Here is a 14,818-nt window from a genome sequence, read left to right as displayed (position 1 = left end):
GCCTATCTCTCATTTGACCACCTCAGCAAGGAGGTCTGTCGCCTACTTGGCGGCTACGGGTCTGAGCGCACGATTAATTTTGAATAGCCACTTACCGGGCCAAGCAGGAGGGTCGCAATCGGGTGGTGATGGCCCGGGGGGAAACCGAGGGCCTCTCCCTCGGGAGCGACTGAGCCACCCCCGAACGACCGGCAGGGAAAGGGAAGGGTGTCAGAACAGCAGGGGCGTGGGCCAGCGCAGCTGCAGCGCCACGCCCAGTCCCCAGAGCAGGGCGACCAGGCTGCCGGAGAGGGCCAGGCTCGCCGGCCAGGGGCTGCGATACTGCAGCCGCAGGAAGCCCAGCACGTAGAGGCCGGCGGCGGGCAGGGCGCCGACCAGGAAGAACAGGCCGATGAATCCCGCCATCCAGGCGAAGAACAAGAGGCCCCGGGCGAAGAAGGCCGGGGTTTCCTCCTCCTCGGCCAGGTCGCTGAAGTCGCTCTCCTCCTTTGCGCCGCGGTGGCGCCACTGGCGGCCGAGTTCCAGCAGGGCGAGCAGGATGCCCAGGCTCGCCACCACGGTGGGAAAGAGGCGCGCGCCCAGGGAGAAGCCCTGGCTGATCCAGAGGATGGCGACCAGGCAGGCGAGCACCGCCAGCACGAAGGGGGTCTGCAGGTGGTGGGTCAACGCGGCGATCAGGCGTGCCTTCATCGAGTCTCCTCCCGCGGGGCCGGCTCACCGCTCTCGGCGGTGTGCTGCAGGGCGTCGGCGCGGCGCTCGGTGGAGCGCTTGAGCATCACGCTGCCCACCACCAGGAACACCGCCAGGGCGCCGATGGTGAGCACCCCGGGGCGGGTGAGCCACTCCCAGTCGTAGAGGTTGTAGGACATCCACAGGTAGCGCTCGGCAAGCCCCGAGAGGATGAAGCCGATCAGCAGCGGCGGGCGGGGCATGCCGCTGCGCTTCATGATCCAGCCGAGCAGCCCGAAGGCGAGCAGGAAGGCGAGGTCGGCCCAGTGGCGGGTCTCCTGCCAGGCGCCCACCACCACGATGACGATGATCACCGGGGCGATGAACTGGAAGGGGATGAAGGTGAGCCGCGAGATCGGCTTCGACAGCAGCAGGCAGATCAGGGTGCCGAAGACGTTGGCCAGCGCCAGCGACCAGATGATCACGAACACCAGGTCCAGGTCGCGGGTGAGCATCTGCGGCCCCGGCTGCACGCCGAAGATCATCAGGGCGGCGAGCAGCATGGCCATGGCCGAGGAGCCGGGCACCCCGAACAGCAGGGTAGGCATCAGCACGCCCCCCTCCTTGGCGTTGTTGGCGCTCTCCGGGGCGATCACCCCGCGCACGTCCCCCTTGCCGAACTGGCTGCGGTCCTTGCTGGTCTGGGCGGCGATCCCATAGTTGACCCAGTCGATGATCGAGGAGCCCATGCCGGGGATGGCGCCGATGGCCACGCCGATGAGGCTGTGTCTCACCACCAGCCACTTGTGGTGCAGGGTGTCCTTCGCCCCCTGCACCCAGCCGTGGCCGAGGCCCCGGGAGCGCTCGGCGATAGCCCCGCCCCGGGCCAGCAGGTCGATGATCTCCGGCAGGGCGAACAGCCCCAGCGCCACGATCACCAGCGAGAGGCCGTCGTAGAGGTAGAGGAAGTCGCCTGCGAAGCGGTACTCGGCGGCCACCGGCGCGCCGCCGATGGTGCCCAGCGCCAGGCCCGCTACTGCGGCCAGCATGCCCTTGAGCGGGCGGTTGCCGGAGAGCACCCCAATCATCGACAGGCCCAAGAGGGTCAGCATGAAGAGCTCCGGGGAGCCGAAGGCGAGGATCAGTGGCCGGGCGAAGGGCACCACGGCGGAGAGGGCCAGCGCGCCGATCAGCCCGCCGATCAGCGAGGCGGTGAAGGCCGCGCCCAGCGCCCGAGCCGCCTCGCCGCGGCGGGCCATGGGGTAGCCGTCCATGATGGTGGCCTGGGAGCCCGAGGAGCCGGGAATGCCCATCAGCACCGAGGGGAAGGTGTCGGCGCTGGGCACCGCGGCGGCGATGCCGATCAGCAGCGCCACGCCGGCGTAGGCGTCCATGCCGAACAGGAAGGGGAGCACCAGGGCCATGCCCATCAGCCCGCCGAGGCCCGGCAGGATGCCCACGGCGATGCCGATGGCCACGCCGGCGAACAGCATCATCAGGCGGAAGGGGTCGAGCAGGATCCACAGGGCGTTGATCAGGGCGTCGAGCATGCGGGTGGACTCTCCGGCTTACAGGAACGCAAACGGCCGCCCGAGGGGCTCGGGCGGCCGGGCGTGGGCTTCGGGGCTCAGTCGAACTCGGTGCCGAAGCGCTCGTTGAGCATGTCGCGCAGGAAGTCGAGCACTTCCGGCGAGGCCGCCTCCATGCTGGCCTTGATCTGGCCCAGGTCGTCGCCCCACATGATCTCGTAGCCCTCGAGGATGTTGGCCGCGGCCGCCTGGAACTCGGGGTCGTTGACCATGCCCTCGACGCCGGTGCGCAGCGCGGCCATGGCCTCCTCGGGGATGTCGCCGTGGGCCCAGACGGTGCCGCGGGTGTTCTGCACCAGCGGCACGGTGACCTTGAAGGCCTCCCAGATGGTGCCGGAGGGCATCTCGCCGTGGATCTGCTCGTAGAGCTCGGGGGCGGTGATCATGTCGGGCACCGCCGGGTCGCGCACCGGGTTGCCGTCGGCGTCGATGAAGCCGATGGCGTAGAGCGGCATGGCGCGGCCCTCGTCCACCAGCGGCTGCACGCTGTTGAGGTAGGCCGGGGTGGACTGGGTGTTGATCATCAGCTCGCCGCGCTCGAAGGCGATGCGGGTGTCGCCGCGGCCGCCGTAGCCGGGCACCGCGCGGTACTCCAGGTCGAACATCTCCAGCGCCACCAGCGACTCGAGCAGGCCCACCGGGTCGGTGATGCCCTTGGTCAGGCGGCCGCGAGCCTCGAGCAGCTCGCTGGAGTCGTCGATGCCGGCTTCGGTGGAGATGGCGGTGACGTGGCCCATGGGGGAGGCCACCACCGGCTCGAGTTCGTTGAGGTCCAGGCGCAGCCCCTTGAGGCCCAGGAAGGCGCGCAGGTTGAGGTGGCCGGAGGCGGTCATCAGCGTGGTGCCGTCTTGGTCGACCCGCTCGGCGAACTCGTTGCTGCCCAGCAGGCCGCCGGCGCCGGTGACGTTCTCGGCGACAATGGTCGGCTCGCCGGGAATGTGCCTGCCCAGATACTGGCTGATCAGTCGGCCGAAGGTGTCGGTGCCGCCGCCCGGCGAGAAGGGGATGATCATGCGGATGTTCTTGCCGTCGTAGTAGTCGGCGGCCTGGGCGGTGCCGGCGAGGCTGGCGGTGGCGAAGGCCAGGCCGGCGGCCAGGGCGGTGAGGGGACGAATCTTCGGCATGGGTCGGGCTCCCGTCGTTGGCGTCTTGTTGGCCAGGAAGGATGGAACCCGAACGTGACGGTTTCATGACGACGGCTCCACCCGTGACTTCGCAAGGATAGGCAGGGGAGCGGGGGAGCACCAGCGGGAGGCGTAAACGATGGCGCCCCCTTCAGGATTCGAACCTGAGACCTTCCCCTTAGGAGGGGGACGCTCTATCCAGCTGAGCTAAGGGGGCGACGCGCAGCGCATTATAGGGAAAGTCGCGGTCGAGATAAACCGCCCGGGGAACAGACACCTCGCTGCGTAACCTTGCCGCACCGTTGGTCCCGGCCGTTCGTCGGCGGCCGCAGCCAGCGTATAGTAGGTCGCGCTAATCACCGGCCCGGACCTCCCCATGCTCAAGCGCCTGCTCCCCCTGCTGATCCTCGCCCTCGGCATCGTCGGGTTCATGGCCCTGCGCCTGACTCGACCGGAACCGCCGCCGGCGGTGCCCCAGGAGCGCAGCTGGCGGGTCGAGGCGCTGACGGTCGCCTTCGCCGACCATGTGCCGGTGCTGCCGCTGTTCGGCGAGGTGGTGGCGCCGGAGCGGGTCAGCCTGGTGGCGTCGCTGGCCGCCCGGGTGGCCGAGCGGCCGGTGCGCGACGGCCAGCGGGTCAGCGAGGGCGACCTGCTGGTGGCCCTGGACGACGCCGACCTGCTGCCGCCGCTGCGCCAGGCCGAGGCGGAGGTGGCCGACCTGGAGGCCCAGGGGGAGAATGAGCGCCTGCGCCACGAGAATGACCGCCGTGCCCTGGAGCGGGAAAGGGAGCTGCTGGCCAGCGCCCAGCGCCAGCTGGAGCGCAACCGCTCGCTGGTGGAGCGCAACCTGGCCTCCCAGGCCGACCTGGACGCCGCCCGCGACGCCGTCGCCCGGGCCCGGCTCAGCGTGACCACCCGCGAGAGCGCGGTGGCCGAGCACCCTTCGCGGCTGGCCAGCCTGGAGGCGCGCCTGGCCCGCGCCCGGGCGGCCCTGGCCACCGCCCGGCGGGACGCGGCGCGCGGCCGGGTGCTGGCGCCCTTCGATGGCGTGGTCACCGATGTGGCGGTGGCGCCGGGCGACCAGGTGGCGGCCCGGGCGCCGCTGCTCTCGCTCTATCCGGCCGAGGGGCTGGAGCTGCGCGCCCGGGTGCCCAGCCGCTTTCAGGTCGAGCTGGTCGAAAGCCTCGAGCGTGGCGAGCCGCGGCTGGCGGTGGCCGAGGAGGGCGGCCAGCGCTTCGTGCTGTCGCGGCTGGCCGGCGAGAGCGACCCGGCCGGCACCGAGGCGATCCTCGCCCTGGACGGCCCCGCCGCCGGGCTGCGTCCCGGGGCCCTGGTGGCGGTGCTGCTGGAGCGCCCGGCGGTGGCCGATGCCCTGGCGGTGCCCTTCGCCGCCCTGCACGGCAGCGACCTGCTCTATCGCATCGATGACGACGACCGGCTCGAGCGAGCGCGGGTGGAGCGCCTGGGCGAGACCCGGGGGCCCGACGGCCAGCGCTGGCTGCTGGTCCGCGGCGACGGGCTCGCGGCGGGCGACCGGGTGATCGCCACCCACCTGCCCAACGCCATGCAGGGCCTGCGCGTGGAGGTGGCCGACGCCGCGAACGCCACGGGCGAGGTGCCCACCCCATGAGTCGACGCGGCGGGCTGATCGGGTTCTTTGTCCACCACAAGGTGGCGGCCAACCTGGTGATGCTGGTGATGCTGATGGGCGGCGCGCTCGGCATCGCGCGCATGAACATCCAGTTCTTTCCCACCTTCGCGCTGGACGTGGTCAGCGTACGGGTGGTGTGGAGCGGGGCCTCCGCCGAGGACATCGAGCAGGGCATCACCAACCCCCTGGAGCAGCGCCTGCGCAGCCTGGATGGGCTCAAGCGCATGACCTCGACCTCCGCCCAGGGGATCGCCAACATCACCCTGGAGTTCGTCGAGGGCAGCGACCCGGTGCTGGCCCTGGACGACGTCCGCCAGCAGGTCGACGGCTTCACCAACCTGCCGGCGGATGCCGAGACGCCGGAGGTCTCGCGCCTGGCCCGCTTTGAACCGGTGGCGCGGCTGCTGGTGCACGGCGAGCTGGACGAGCGCGAGCTGCGCCAGCTGGCCCAGCGCTTCGAGGACGAGCTGCTGCTGGCCGGCATCGACCGGGTCGAGGTCAACGGCCTGCCCGAGCAGCAGATCAGCATCGAGATCCCGGCGGAGCGCCTGCAGGGCCTGTCGCTGTCGCTGGAGGAGATCGCGCGGCGGGTGCAGGGCATGTCCCGGGACCTGCCCGCCGGCCTGCTGGGCCAGCGCGACAGCGCCCGGGAGCTGCGCTCCCTGGAGCAGCGCCGGGATGCCCTGGCCTTCGAGGACCTGGCCGTGCTCAGCGGCGACCGGGTGCAGCTGCGCCTGGGCGACATCGCGGTGATCCGCCAGGAGCCCCGCGAGGGCCAGGTCACCCTGGCCTACCGGGGCCGGCCGGCGGCGGAGCTGCTGCTGCAGCGTGCCGAGTCCGGCAACTCCCTGGCCGCGGCCCGGGTGCTGGACGACTGGCTGGACCGGACCCGGCCGACGCTGCCGGCCAGCGTCGAGCTGGAAGTCCACGACGAGTCCTGGAAGCTGATCGACGACCGCATCTCCCTGCTGATCGCCAACGGCGCGGGCGGCCTGCTGCTGGTGGTGATCCTGCTCTACTTCTTCCTGCCGGCCCGGGTGGCGCTGTGGGTGGCCATCGGCATCCCCACCGCCTTCATGGCGGCCCTGGGGGTGTTCTGGGGCATCGGCGGCTCCATCAACATGATGTCGCTGTTCGCACTGATCATGGCGCTGGGGGTGATCGTCGACGACGCCATCGTGGTCGGTGAGGATGCCGATGCCCACCACCGCATGGGCGAGGCGCCACGGCACGCCTCGGCGGGGGCGGCGCGGCGCATGCTCTGGCCGGTGGTGGCCTCCTCGCTGACCACGGTGGCCGCCTTCATGCCGCTGCTGATGGTCGGCGGGGTGATCGGCAACATCCTCGGCGACATCCCGGTGATCATGATCTGCGTGCTGATCGCCTCGCTGCTGGAGTGCTTCGTGGTGCTGCCGGCCCACCTGCGCAACGCCTTCGTGCCCGGGCCGCGCGGCGCCCGGCCGCCTCGCGGCATCGCCCGCTGGCGCCAGGGCTTCGAGGCACGCTTCGACGCCTTTCGCCAGGGGGCCTTCCGGCGCTTCTCGGCGCTGACCCTGCGCCACCGCGGCGCCACCCTGGCCGGCGCCCTGGCGGTGACCCTGGTGACCGCCGGCCTGCTGGCCGGCGGGCGGATCGGCTTCAACTTCTTTCCCGCCCCGGAGTCCAGCGTGGTCTATGCCAACGCCAGCTTCGTGGCGGGCACCGACCGTGCCACGGTGGCCCGCTTCCTCGACCACCTGGGCGAGACCCTGGAGGAGACCGACCGGGCCCTGGGGGGCGAGCTGGTGGAGGTGGCCGTGACCCGCTACGGCGCGACCCTGGAGGGCGGCTCTCCCGGGCGCAGCGCCGACGAGGTGGGGGCGATCATGATCGAGCTGGTCTCGCCGGACCATCGCGAGGTGCGCAACGCCGAGTTCATCCGCGCCTGGCGCGAGCGCATTTCCCTGCCGGCGGGGCTCGACACCCTGACCATCAACGAGCGGGCCGCCGGACCCCCGGGCCGGGACGTGAACATCCGCCTGACCGGCGAGGATGCCGGCGACCTGCGCCGGGCGGCCGACATCCTCTCCCAGGCGCTCACCGGCCTGCCCGGGGTGCTGGATACCGAGGACGACATGCCCTGGGGACGCGAGCAGCTGATCTACCGGGTCAATGCCTTCGGCGAGGCGCTGGGGCTGACCACCGGCGAGCTGGGCAGCCAGCTGCGCACCGCCTTCGACGGCCAGGTGGTGCAGATCCACCAGGCCGGGGCCGACGAGGTCGAGGTGCGCGTGCAGCTGCCCCGCGAGCAGCGCCAGCGGCTGGCGACCCTCTCCAGCCTGGCGGTCAGCCTGCCCGACGGCCGCCAGGTGCCGCTGGCCCAGGTGATGGCGCTGGACCACCGCCAGGGCTTCGAGGCGCTGCGCCATGCCGACGGCCAGCTGGCGGTGGAGGTCACCGCCGAGCTCGACACCCGAGCCACCTCGGCGGAGCAGGTGCTGGCGAGCCTCTCGGCGGAGCTGCTGCCGGCCCTGGCGCGGGATCACCACCTGCACTACAGCTTCGAGGGGCGCGCCGCCGACCAGCGGGAGACCCTGGCCGACATGCGCCTGGGCCTGCTGGTGGGGCTGGGGCTGATGTATGGCGTGCTGACCTGGGTGTTCGCCTCCTGGAGCCTGCCGCTGATCGTCATGGCGATCATCCCCTTCTCGCTGGTGGGGGCGCTGCTGGGCCACTGGCTGCTGGGCATCGACCTGACCATCCTCTCGCTGTTCGGGCTGTTCGGGCTCTCCGGCATCGTGGTCAACAACGCCATCATCCTGGTCAGCTTCTACCGCGAGCAGCGCGACCGGGGCCTGGCCATCGACGCGGCGCTCAACGAGGCGGTGGTGCAGCGGGTGAGGGCGGTGCTGCTGACCTCCCTGACCACCATCGGGGGGCTCTTGCCGCTGCTCTTCGAGACCTCGCTGCAGGCCCAGTTCCTGATCCCCATGGCGGCCTCCATCGCCTTCGGGCTGGGCGGCTCCACGCTGCTGGTGCTGCTGGTCACCCCGGCGCTGCTCTCCTGGCTGGAGCACGCCCGCGAGGCGCTGGCGAGGCGGCGGGCGCTGGCCTCGGCGGAGTCGGAGGGCTAGGCTTGATCCGCGTCGATGAGTACAGGGCAACGGCAAGGGAGAGCGCCCATGGAGATCCACGACTATCGTGCCCATGACGGCCTGGGGCTGGCGACGCTGATCCGCGACGGCGAGGTGAGTCGCGAGGAGGTGTTCGACGCCGCCTGCGCGATGATCGAGGTGGGCAACCCGGTGCTGGGCGCGGTGGTGCGGACCCGCTTCGAACAGGCCCGCGGCGAGGGGCGGGTCGTCGACCCGGCCGCCCCCTTCGCCGGGGTGCCGACCCTGACCAAGGACCTGCTGATGGCCATCGGCGGCGAGCCCCTGGCCTTCGGCAGCGCGGCCATGGCCGACTGGCGCGCCCCGGAGGACTCGAGCCTGGTCACGCGGCTGCGCCAGGCGGGCCTGGCCATCCTCGGCCAGACCGCAACCCCGGAGCTGGGGCTGATGGGCATCACCGAGCCCCACGCCTTCCCCCATCCGGTCAACCCCTGGCGGCACGAGTGCTCCCCCGGGGGCTCCAGCGGGGGCGCCGCGGCCGCGGTGGCCGCCGGCCTGGTGCCCCTGGCCATGGCCGGCGACGGCGGCGGCTCGATCCGCATCCCGGCCAGCCACTGCGGCCTGTTCGGCCTCAAGCCCTCCCGGGGGCGCGTGCCGCTGGGCCCCATGTTCGGCGAGGTGTGGCAGGGCGCGGTGGTCGAGCATGCCCTGACCCGCAGCGTGCGCGACAGCGCGGCCCTGCTGGACGCCATCAACGGAATGGATGCGGGCAGCCCCTGGCCGCTGCCCCGGGAGCCTGGCTTCCTGACGGCGCTGGCGTGTCCACCTCCCCCGCTGCGGGTTGCGGTGTCCCTGGGCGAGCCGCTGGGCGCGGCGCTGGGCACCCGGCTCGACCCCGAGGTGCGTCGGGCGGTGGAGCAGGCCGCGCATCGCCTGGAGGGGCTGGGCCACCACGTCGAGTGGGCCGACCCGCCGGTGGAGGGCGGCGCCCTGGCCGACAGCTACCTGACCCTCTATCTGGGGCACCTGGCGGCAGACCTGGCCTGGATCGGCGAGCAGACCGGCGTGCCGGTGGGGCGGCTCGACATCGAGCCTGCCACCCGCGCCATCGGGCGCCTGGGGCGCTGCCTGCCGGCCCGCGACTATGAGCTGGCCAAGCGCCACTGGAATGTCGTGGCACGGGCCATGGCCGACTTCCACCGACGCTACGACCTGCTGCTGATGCCGGTGGCCGCTACCTCGGCCCCGCGGCGCGGCGAGCTCTATCCGTCGGCGGCCCGGGAGCGGCTGATGGCGCTGCTGGCCATCCCCGGCGCCTCCCGGCTGGCGATGAGGGCCGGCCTGCTCAAGCGCCTGGCCGCCGACTCCCTGCGCATGACCCCCTTCACCCAGCTGGCCAACCTCACCGGCCAGCCGGCCATGTCGCTGCCCCTGCATGTCACCCCGGAGGGGCTGCCGGTGGGCGTGCAGGTGGTCGGCCCCATGGGGGACGAGCGGCGACTGCTGGCGCTGGCCGCCCAGCTCGAGGCCGACAGCGGCTGGGGTCGCCACCTGCCGCGGCCGATCGGGTAGAATGGCCGGCGACTTCGCCGGATGCCGCCCATGTCATTGCCCATCGATCCTGCCAGCCCGAACGCCGTCTCGCCCCTCTCCGCGGCGGGCGACCGCCACTTCGACGGCCTGGCCGACAAGTTCGCCGCCAGCCTCTACGGCGGCAGCCGCGGCGAGCTGCGCCTGGCGCTGCTCGACCGGCTGCTGCCCGAGATGCTCGCCCTGCACGGCCAGCCGCTGCTCGATGTGGGCGGCGGCCTCGGCCAGCTGGCGGCCTGGTTCGCCGCCCGCGACCATGCGGTGACGCTGATGGAGCCCTCCGCGGAGATGCTGGCCCGGGCCCGCCTCGCCCTGGCGGACGCGCCGGTGACCTTCCACCAGGCACCGCTGCAGGCGCTGCCCGAGGTGGCGCCCGGGCCCTGGCCGCTGATCGCCTGCCACGCGGTGCTGGAGTGGCTGGCCGATCCCCGCGCGGCCCTGGCCACCCTGGCCGACCGGCTGGCGCCGGGGGGCCAGCTCTCGCTGATGGTCTTCAACCGCGATGCGCTGCGCTTCTCCAACGTGGTGAAGGGCAACCTGGAGAAGGCCCTGGCCGACCGCCTGGAGGGCAAGGGGCTGCGCCGGCGGCTGACGCCGATCTCGCCGCTGACCCATGCCCAGGTCACCGCGTGGAGCGCCGAGTGCGGCCTGGAGATCCGCGGCGTGGCCGGCATCCGCATCTTCCACGACTACCTGCGCCGGCCCGCCGAGAGCGACGCCGACCGCGAGGCGCTGCTGGCGCTCGAGCGGCGCTACTGCCGCGTCGATCCCCACTGGCGGCTGGGGCGCTACCTCCTCTACACCCTGGTACGCCCCGAGTCCCCCCCATCCGCGGACAGGGAGCCCCGACCATGAGTGCCGAGACCCCGGTCTGCCAGCTGCTGGAGCGCCAGGACGCCGACTACCGCGGCTGGTGGTGGGTGGCCCCGCCCCGGGATGGCTGGCTGGAAGCGGGGCAGGGCACGGCGGTCAGCGCCGACCTTGCCGTGCGCGCCGCCTGGCAGGCCGCCGGGCGGCCCGCGATCTCGCCCTTCGAGACGCTGCCTGGGGCTCGCGAGGGCGCGCCCCCCGGGGCGGTGCTGTTCTGGCCCAAGAGCCATGCGCTGGGCGAGTGGTGGCTGCTGTGGCTCTGCGCGGTGCTGCCGCCGGGCACGCCGCTGCAGCTGGTGGGCGAGAACCAGGGGGGCATCAAGCGGGTGCTCAAGGTGCTGGCGGCCCTGGGGCTGGGCTGCCGCAAGCGCGACAGCGCCCGGCGCTGCGCCCTCTACGAGACCCGCCTGGAACGGGTCGCGCTCGCCCCGGACGACGCCTGGACCGCCTTCGAGGCCCAGGTGGGGAGCGAGCGGCTGACGCTTGCCAGCCACCCCGGGGTGTTCGGCCACGGCAAGCTCGACGACGGCACCCGGTTGCTGCTGGAGACGCTCCCGGGGGCGCTGCCGGCGGGCGAGGGGAGGGAATCAGGCGACATGCCTGGGGATGGCCTGGGCGAAGTTCTGGATATGGGCTGTGGCGACGGGATCCTGGCGGCCTGGCTGGCGCGCCGCGGGGCGCGGGTCACGGCGGTGGACGTCAACGCCTTCGCCGTGGAGGCGACGCGCCGGACGCTAGCCGCCAACGGCCTGGCGGGGGAGGCGGTCGAGAGCGACGTCTACTCGGCGCTGGCGGGGCGGGCCTTCGACGCCATCGTCAGCAACCCGCCCTTCCACCAGGAGCGGGCCATCGACTACGGCCCGGCGGCGCGGCTGATCCTTGAGGCGCCGGCGCACCTGCGCCGCGGCGGGCAGCTGATTCTGGTGGCCAACGCCTTCCTGCCCTATCCGGACCTCCTCGAGCGCGCCTTCGGCGGCTTCGAGCTCCTCGCCGACGACCGCCGCTTCCGGGTCTATCGGGTGGTTAAGGGCTGATCAGGCGACGCGCTCGTGGTGCTGCGTCAGGTCGCCACGGCCGGCAAGCAGGCCTTCGACAGAGATGTCCTCATCGAGCTCATCCCAATGCAATCCCTTGCCCGAATAGCTGATATGGCACGCGTCGCGTTCGGCGGGGCTGGCATGCAGGAGACGCGGAAACCACGCCAGCGGGATTCCGAGCGTCCTGCCGTCATCCAGCTCGACCCACATGGTGTAGTCGTCAAAGCTGACGGTCTTGGCGGAAATGCTCATTCCAGGCCCTCTCGATCTCGTCACGATGTGCTTCCACCAGCTGCATGAGCTGTGACAGCTGCTTCCGATTGTAGCCAGCGCTGGTAGCAATAGCGACCTGAGGCTCGAGCCAGATCTTCGCTTCTCCCTCCCCGCTCTCGGCGTGAATGTGCATGGGCTCCAACGGATTGCCCTCGTTGGAATAGAAGAAGAATCTGATGCCCTTGTAGCGGAAGACTACCGGCATGGCATGGCTCCTATGCCTGAGGGTCGCGATAGGCGATCTCGGTGATCACATAGGTGGTCACGCCTCCCGGGGCGGCCACCGTCACCTCCTCGTCCAGGGGCTTGCCGAGCAGGGCCCTGGCCAGCGGCGAGTCGACGCTGATCCAGCGCTTCGCCGGATCGATCTCGTCGTGGCCGACGATGCGGATCGCCATCTCCTCGCCCTCCTCGTCCTCCAGGGTGACGAAGGCCCCGAAGTAGACCTTCCCGGTGTCTGCCGGCAGCCGGTCCACCACGGTCAGCTCATCGAGTCGCTTGGTCAGGTAGCGGATCCGGGCGATCACCCGGTTGAGCTCCTTCTTGTTGTAGGTGTAATCGGCGTTCTCTGAGCGGTCACCCAGCGCGGCCGCCTCGCCGACCTTGGCCGAGAGGGCGGGGCGCTTGACCCGCGAGAGGTGGTCGAGGATGCCGCGCAGCCGCTCGGCACCCTCGGCGGTGATCAGGTGGCTCTTGGGTTCCTGGCGCGGGTCCTTGGCGGGGTCGCGCCAGCGGGTCATGTTGCGGCCTTTCATGCTCTTCCTCGCACGCTTGCGTCTGGCGGGACCATACGCCATGCACCCGGCAGGGCCAAGTGAAGGCGTGGCTGGTGATTAATTCAAACGTTCGTTACATTGCGGGTGGAGGTATCACCCAACAACCACAACACCCTGCAAGGAGTTTCGCCATGTTTCGACGTCGCCTGCTGAATACCGCCAAGGGCCTGAGTCTGAGCCTGGGGCTGAGCCTCGGCCTCGCCGCCCTGCCGCTGGCCGCCGCCCATGCCTGGGAGGCCCGGGTGGAAGGGATGAAGAATCACTGGGAGCGCCTGATCACCGAGCAGCCCGAGGGTGAGCGCCGCGAGGGCCTCAAGTCGCTGGCCGGGCAGGCCGAGCGGCTGGTGGCCGAGCACCCCGACGAGGCGCTGCCGCGGGTCTGGCACGGCATCATCGAGGCCTCCCACGCCCGGGAGCGCAGCGGCCTGGGGGCGCTCTCCAGCGCCCGGGCGGCCCGCGATGCCCTGGAGCGCGCCGTGGAGCTCGACCCCCGCGGCGCCGACGGCTCCGCCTACGTGACCCTGGGCGCCCTCTATGACCGGGTGCCCGGCGGGCTGGTGGGCTTCGGCGACAGCGGCACCGCCGAGCGGATGTTCCAGCAGGCGCTGTCGATCCGCCCCGAGGGCATCGACGTCAACTTCTACTATGCCGCCTTCCTCGCCGAGGAGGGGCGCCGCGACGAGGCCCGCGAGCACGCCCGCCGCGCCGTGGAAGGTGAAGCCCGCCCTGACCGTGATGCCTCCGACGAGGCGCTGCGCGAGGAGGCCCGGGCGCTGCTGGAGCGGCTCTAGTGTGATAGCGAAAGGCGCCGGGGACAGGTCGAAGAGGGGGTTCTATGCCAGGGATGGCATCGGTAGCGCCCAGGGAGGGGTTTACAGCGCCCCCTCGACGGTCCGGCGCTCCGGGGCCTGTCGCCGGAACAGCCTCGAGCGTTGCTGCTCCGATCTCAGGGCGAGACGCTTGGCATCGATGTCCCCGGTCATGATAATGGGCCCTTTGCGTGACCGGAGACCGCCATGAGTGACTCGCCGGAGGGTCGAGACCTCGCCGCGGCGGCGCCCTTCACCGTCGCCGACGTGGAGCTGCTGGAGCGTCGCTGCCTGCATCAGGGCTTCTTCCGCCTGGAGGCGCTGCACCTGCGCCATCGCCTCTTCGAGGGGGGCTGGAGCGACGCGATGGTGCGTGAGGTCCATCACCGCCACGATGCCGTGGGCGTGCTGCTCTACGACGTGGAGCGCGATGCCGTGGTGCTGGTCGAGCAGTTCCGCGCCGGGGCCCTGGACGACCCCGAGTCGCCCTGGAAGCTCGAGGTGGTGGCCGGGCTGGTGGAGCGGGGCGAGAGTGCCGCCGAGGTGGCGCGCCGCGAGTCCCTGGAGGAGGCCGGTGCCCGGGTCGACGAGCTGATCGAGCTGCATGCCTACTATCCCAGCCCCGGTGCCTGCGACGAGCGGGTCACCCTGTTCTGTGGCCTGGTCGACAGCGCGGGCCTCGGCGGCGTGCACGGCCTCGACGAGGAGCACGAGGACATCCGCGTGCATGTGCTACCGTTTGTCAGGGCCTGGGAACTCCTTCAGGCCGGGCGACTCGACAATGCCATGTGTCTGATCGCCTTCCACTGGCTGGCGAACGAACGCGCATCATTGCGAGCGAGGAGGTAGCGTGTCGAGAAGCGCCTATGTGACCGACCTGAGGACCCTGCAGGGGGAGTGTTCCGCCAACTTCCTGCGGCTGGTGCGCCTGCTGGGTGACCTGGAGGCCGGCGAGTGCCGTGAGGTGGAGCTGGTCAATGACGGTCGCGGCCTTGGCGTGCTTAGCCTCGAGGTGCTCGAGCGAGCCCCCTACACCAGCATCGTGCGCGTCTCCCAGCGCAGCGTGCTCGACTCGCTCATCGACACGCCCTGCATGCGGGTGCACCTCTACCATGACGTGCGCATGGCCGAGGTCACCGACTTCCAGCGCCAGCGCCATTTCCACGGCCGCTACCGCTACCCCAATGCGCGCATGCACCAGCCCGACGAGAAGCTGCAGCTCAACCGCTTCCTCGGTGAGTGGCTGGAGCATGGGCTGGCCCACGGCCACTCCCTGGACCTGCCCGAACTTCCCTGAACGCGAGCCCCTGACCCCGTTCCCGCGTCACCGCTGCCCCG

General features: G+C 71.5%; 14 protein-coding genes and 1 tRNA gene. 8 read left to right on the top strand and 7 right to left on the bottom strand.

The window, feature by feature from the left end:
• Positions 1 to 210 precede the first annotated feature (210 nt).
• The 4 genes from BDK63_RS10610 to BDK63_RS10595 all read right to left on the bottom strand — a co-directional run bounded on the left by BDK63_RS10610 (position 211) and on the right by BDK63_RS10595 (position 3,599).
• On the bottom strand, positions 211 to 690 hold the full coding sequence (locus tag BDK63_RS10610; RefSeq protein WP_183331694.1) for a tripartite tricarboxylate transporter TctB family protein: 480 nt from the start codon (positions 688 to 690) through the stop codon (positions 211 to 213).
• Positions 687 to 2,219, bottom strand: coding sequence for a tripartite tricarboxylate transporter permease (locus tag BDK63_RS10605; protein WP_183331692.1), 1,533 nt, complete (start codon positions 2,217 to 2,219; stop codon positions 687 to 689). Before BDK63_RS10605 ends, BDK63_RS10610 begins: the two co-directional genes overlap by 4 nt.
• Positions 2,220 to 2,296: 77 nt before the next feature.
• Complete coding sequence (locus BDK63_RS10600) at positions 2,297 to 3,382, bottom strand: Bug family tripartite tricarboxylate transporter substrate binding protein (RefSeq protein WP_183331690.1); 1,086 nt, start codon at positions 3,380 to 3,382, stop codon at positions 2,297 to 2,299.
• A 140-nt stretch (positions 3,383 to 3,522) separates the two neighbouring features.
• Positions 3,523 to 3,599 (bottom strand) — tRNA-Arg (locus BDK63_RS10595).
• 159 nt (positions 3,600 to 3,758) lie between these two features.
• Between BDK63_RS10595 and BDK63_RS18665 the strand changes: the two genes are divergently transcribed.
• The 5 genes from BDK63_RS18665 to BDK63_RS10570 are packed head-to-tail and all read left to right on the top strand — an operon-like array spanning position 3,759 to position 11,619.
• Positions 3,759 to 5,012 (top strand): efflux RND transporter periplasmic adaptor subunit, encoded by a 1,254-nt coding sequence (locus BDK63_RS18665; RefSeq protein ID WP_183331688.1) that lies wholly within the window; start codon positions 3,759 to 3,761, stop codon positions 5,010 to 5,012.
• Positions 5,009 to 8,146, top strand: a complete 3,138-nt coding sequence (locus BDK63_RS10585; protein WP_183331686.1) for an efflux RND transporter permease subunit — start codon at positions 5,009 to 5,011, stop codon at positions 8,144 to 8,146. The genes BDK63_RS18665 and BDK63_RS10585 overlap by 4 nt, the downstream gene beginning before the upstream one ends.
• A 48-nt stretch (positions 8,147 to 8,194) precedes the next feature.
• The gene (locus BDK63_RS10580; RefSeq protein WP_183331684.1) at positions 8,195 to 9,697 is read left to right on the top strand and encodes an amidase; all 1,503 of its coding nucleotides are present in this window, start codon (positions 8,195 to 8,197) and stop codon (positions 9,695 to 9,697) included.
• A gap of 30 nt (positions 9,698 to 9,727) precedes the next feature.
• On the top strand, positions 9,728 to 10,570 hold the full coding sequence (locus BDK63_RS10575) for a methyltransferase domain-containing protein (RefSeq protein WP_183331682.1): 843 nt from the start codon (positions 9,728 to 9,730) through the stop codon (positions 10,568 to 10,570).
• Complete coding sequence (locus tag BDK63_RS10570; protein WP_183331680.1) at positions 10,567 to 11,619, top strand: methyltransferase; 1,053 nt, start codon at positions 10,567 to 10,569, stop codon at positions 11,617 to 11,619. Before BDK63_RS10575 ends, BDK63_RS10570 begins: the two co-directional genes overlap by 4 nt.
• On the opposite strand, the gene BDK63_RS10565 is transcribed toward BDK63_RS10570, so the two are convergent.
• Genes BDK63_RS10565 through greB form a run of 3 tightly spaced genes read right to left on the bottom strand, consistent with a single transcriptional unit; the run spans position 11,620 to position 12,650 of the window.
• Entirely contained in the window at positions 11,620 to 11,874 is a 255-nt protein-coding gene (locus tag BDK63_RS10565; protein ID WP_183331678.1) for a DUF2442 domain-containing protein, read from the bottom strand. It abuts the gene before it with no gap.
• Positions 11,843 to 12,100, bottom strand: coding sequence for a DUF4160 domain-containing protein (locus BDK63_RS10560; protein ID WP_183331676.1), 258 nt, complete (start codon positions 12,098 to 12,100; stop codon positions 11,843 to 11,845). The genes BDK63_RS10565 and BDK63_RS10560 overlap by 32 nt, the downstream gene beginning before the upstream one ends.
• Before the next feature lie 10 nt (positions 12,101 to 12,110).
• Positions 12,111 to 12,650, bottom strand: coding sequence for a transcription elongation factor GreB (greB, locus tag BDK63_RS10555; RefSeq protein ID WP_183331674.1), 540 nt, complete (start codon positions 12,648 to 12,650; stop codon positions 12,111 to 12,113).
• A gap of 152 nt (positions 12,651 to 12,802) precedes the next feature.
• On the opposite strand from greB, the gene BDK63_RS10550 reads away from it, so the two are divergent.
• The 3 genes from BDK63_RS10550 to BDK63_RS10540 all read left to right on the top strand — a co-directional run bounded on the left by BDK63_RS10550 (position 12,803) and on the right by BDK63_RS10540 (position 14,777).
• Positions 12,803 to 13,462 (top strand): tetratricopeptide repeat protein, encoded by a 660-nt coding sequence (locus BDK63_RS10550; RefSeq protein WP_183331672.1) that lies wholly within the window; start codon positions 12,803 to 12,805, stop codon positions 13,460 to 13,462.
• Between the two features lie 225 nt (positions 13,463 to 13,687).
• Positions 13,688 to 14,329 carry an NUDIX domain-containing protein gene (locus BDK63_RS10545; protein ID WP_183331670.1) on the top strand — a complete coding sequence of 214 codons (642 nt, stop codon included), beginning with the start codon at positions 13,688 to 13,690 and terminating at the stop codon, positions 14,327 to 14,329.
• Between the two features lies 1 nt (position 14,330).
• Positions 14,331 to 14,777, top strand: a complete 447-nt coding sequence (locus tag BDK63_RS10540; protein ID WP_183331668.1) for a DUF1249 domain-containing protein — start codon at positions 14,331 to 14,333, stop codon at positions 14,775 to 14,777.
• Positions 14,778 to 14,818 lie beyond the last annotated feature (41 nt).

The organism is Halomonas campaniensis, assembly GCF_014193375.1.
Classification (GTDB): Bacteria; Pseudomonadota; Gammaproteobacteria; order Pseudomonadales; family Halomonadaceae; genus Halomonas; species Halomonas campaniensis.
Note: the sequence above shows the minus strand (reverse complement) of the source record. Positions and strands in the feature narration are given on the sequence as shown.

Bases quoted from the DNA above. Each gene is read 5' to 3' on its own strand.
- BDK63_RS10610 (WP_183331694.1), bottom strand. From the start codon at position 690: ATGAAGGCACGCCTGATCGCCGCGTTGACCCACCACCTGCAGACCCCC.
- BDK63_RS10605 (WP_183331692.1), bottom strand. From the start codon at position 2,219: ATGCTCGACGCCCTGATCAACGCCCTGTGGATCCTGCTCGACCCCTTC.
- BDK63_RS10600 (WP_183331690.1), bottom strand. From the start codon at position 3,382: ATGCCGAAGATTCGTCCCCTCACCGCCCTGGCCGCCGGCCTGGCCTTC.
- BDK63_RS18665 (WP_183331688.1), top strand. From the start codon at position 3,759: ATGCTCAAGCGCCTGCTCCCCCTGCTGATCCTCGCCCTCGGCATCGTC.
- BDK63_RS10585 (WP_183331686.1), top strand. From the start codon at position 5,009: ATGAGTCGACGCGGCGGGCTGATCGGGTTCTTTGTCCACCACAAGGTG.
- BDK63_RS10580 (WP_183331684.1), top strand. From the start codon at position 8,195: ATGGAGATCCACGACTATCGTGCCCATGACGGCCTGGGGCTGGCGACG.
- BDK63_RS10575 (WP_183331682.1), top strand. From the start codon at position 9,728: ATGTCATTGCCCATCGATCCTGCCAGCCCGAACGCCGTCTCGCCCCTC.
- BDK63_RS10570 (WP_183331680.1), top strand. From the start codon at position 10,567: ATGAGTGCCGAGACCCCGGTCTGCCAGCTGCTGGAGCGCCAGGACGCC.
- BDK63_RS10565 (WP_183331678.1), bottom strand. From the start codon at position 11,874: ATGAGCATTTCCGCCAAGACCGTCAGCTTTGACGACTACACCATGTGG.
- BDK63_RS10560 (WP_183331676.1), bottom strand. From the start codon at position 12,100: ATGCCGGTAGTCTTCCGCTACAAGGGCATCAGATTCTTCTTCTATTCC.
- greB (WP_183331674.1), bottom strand. From the start codon at position 12,650: ATGAAAGGCCGCAACATGACCCGCTGGCGCGACCCCGCCAAGGACCCG.
- BDK63_RS10550 (WP_183331672.1), top strand. From the start codon at position 12,803: ATGTTTCGACGTCGCCTGCTGAATACCGCCAAGGGCCTGAGTCTGAGC.
- BDK63_RS10545 (WP_183331670.1), top strand. From the start codon at position 13,688: ATGAGTGACTCGCCGGAGGGTCGAGACCTCGCCGCGGCGGCGCCCTTC.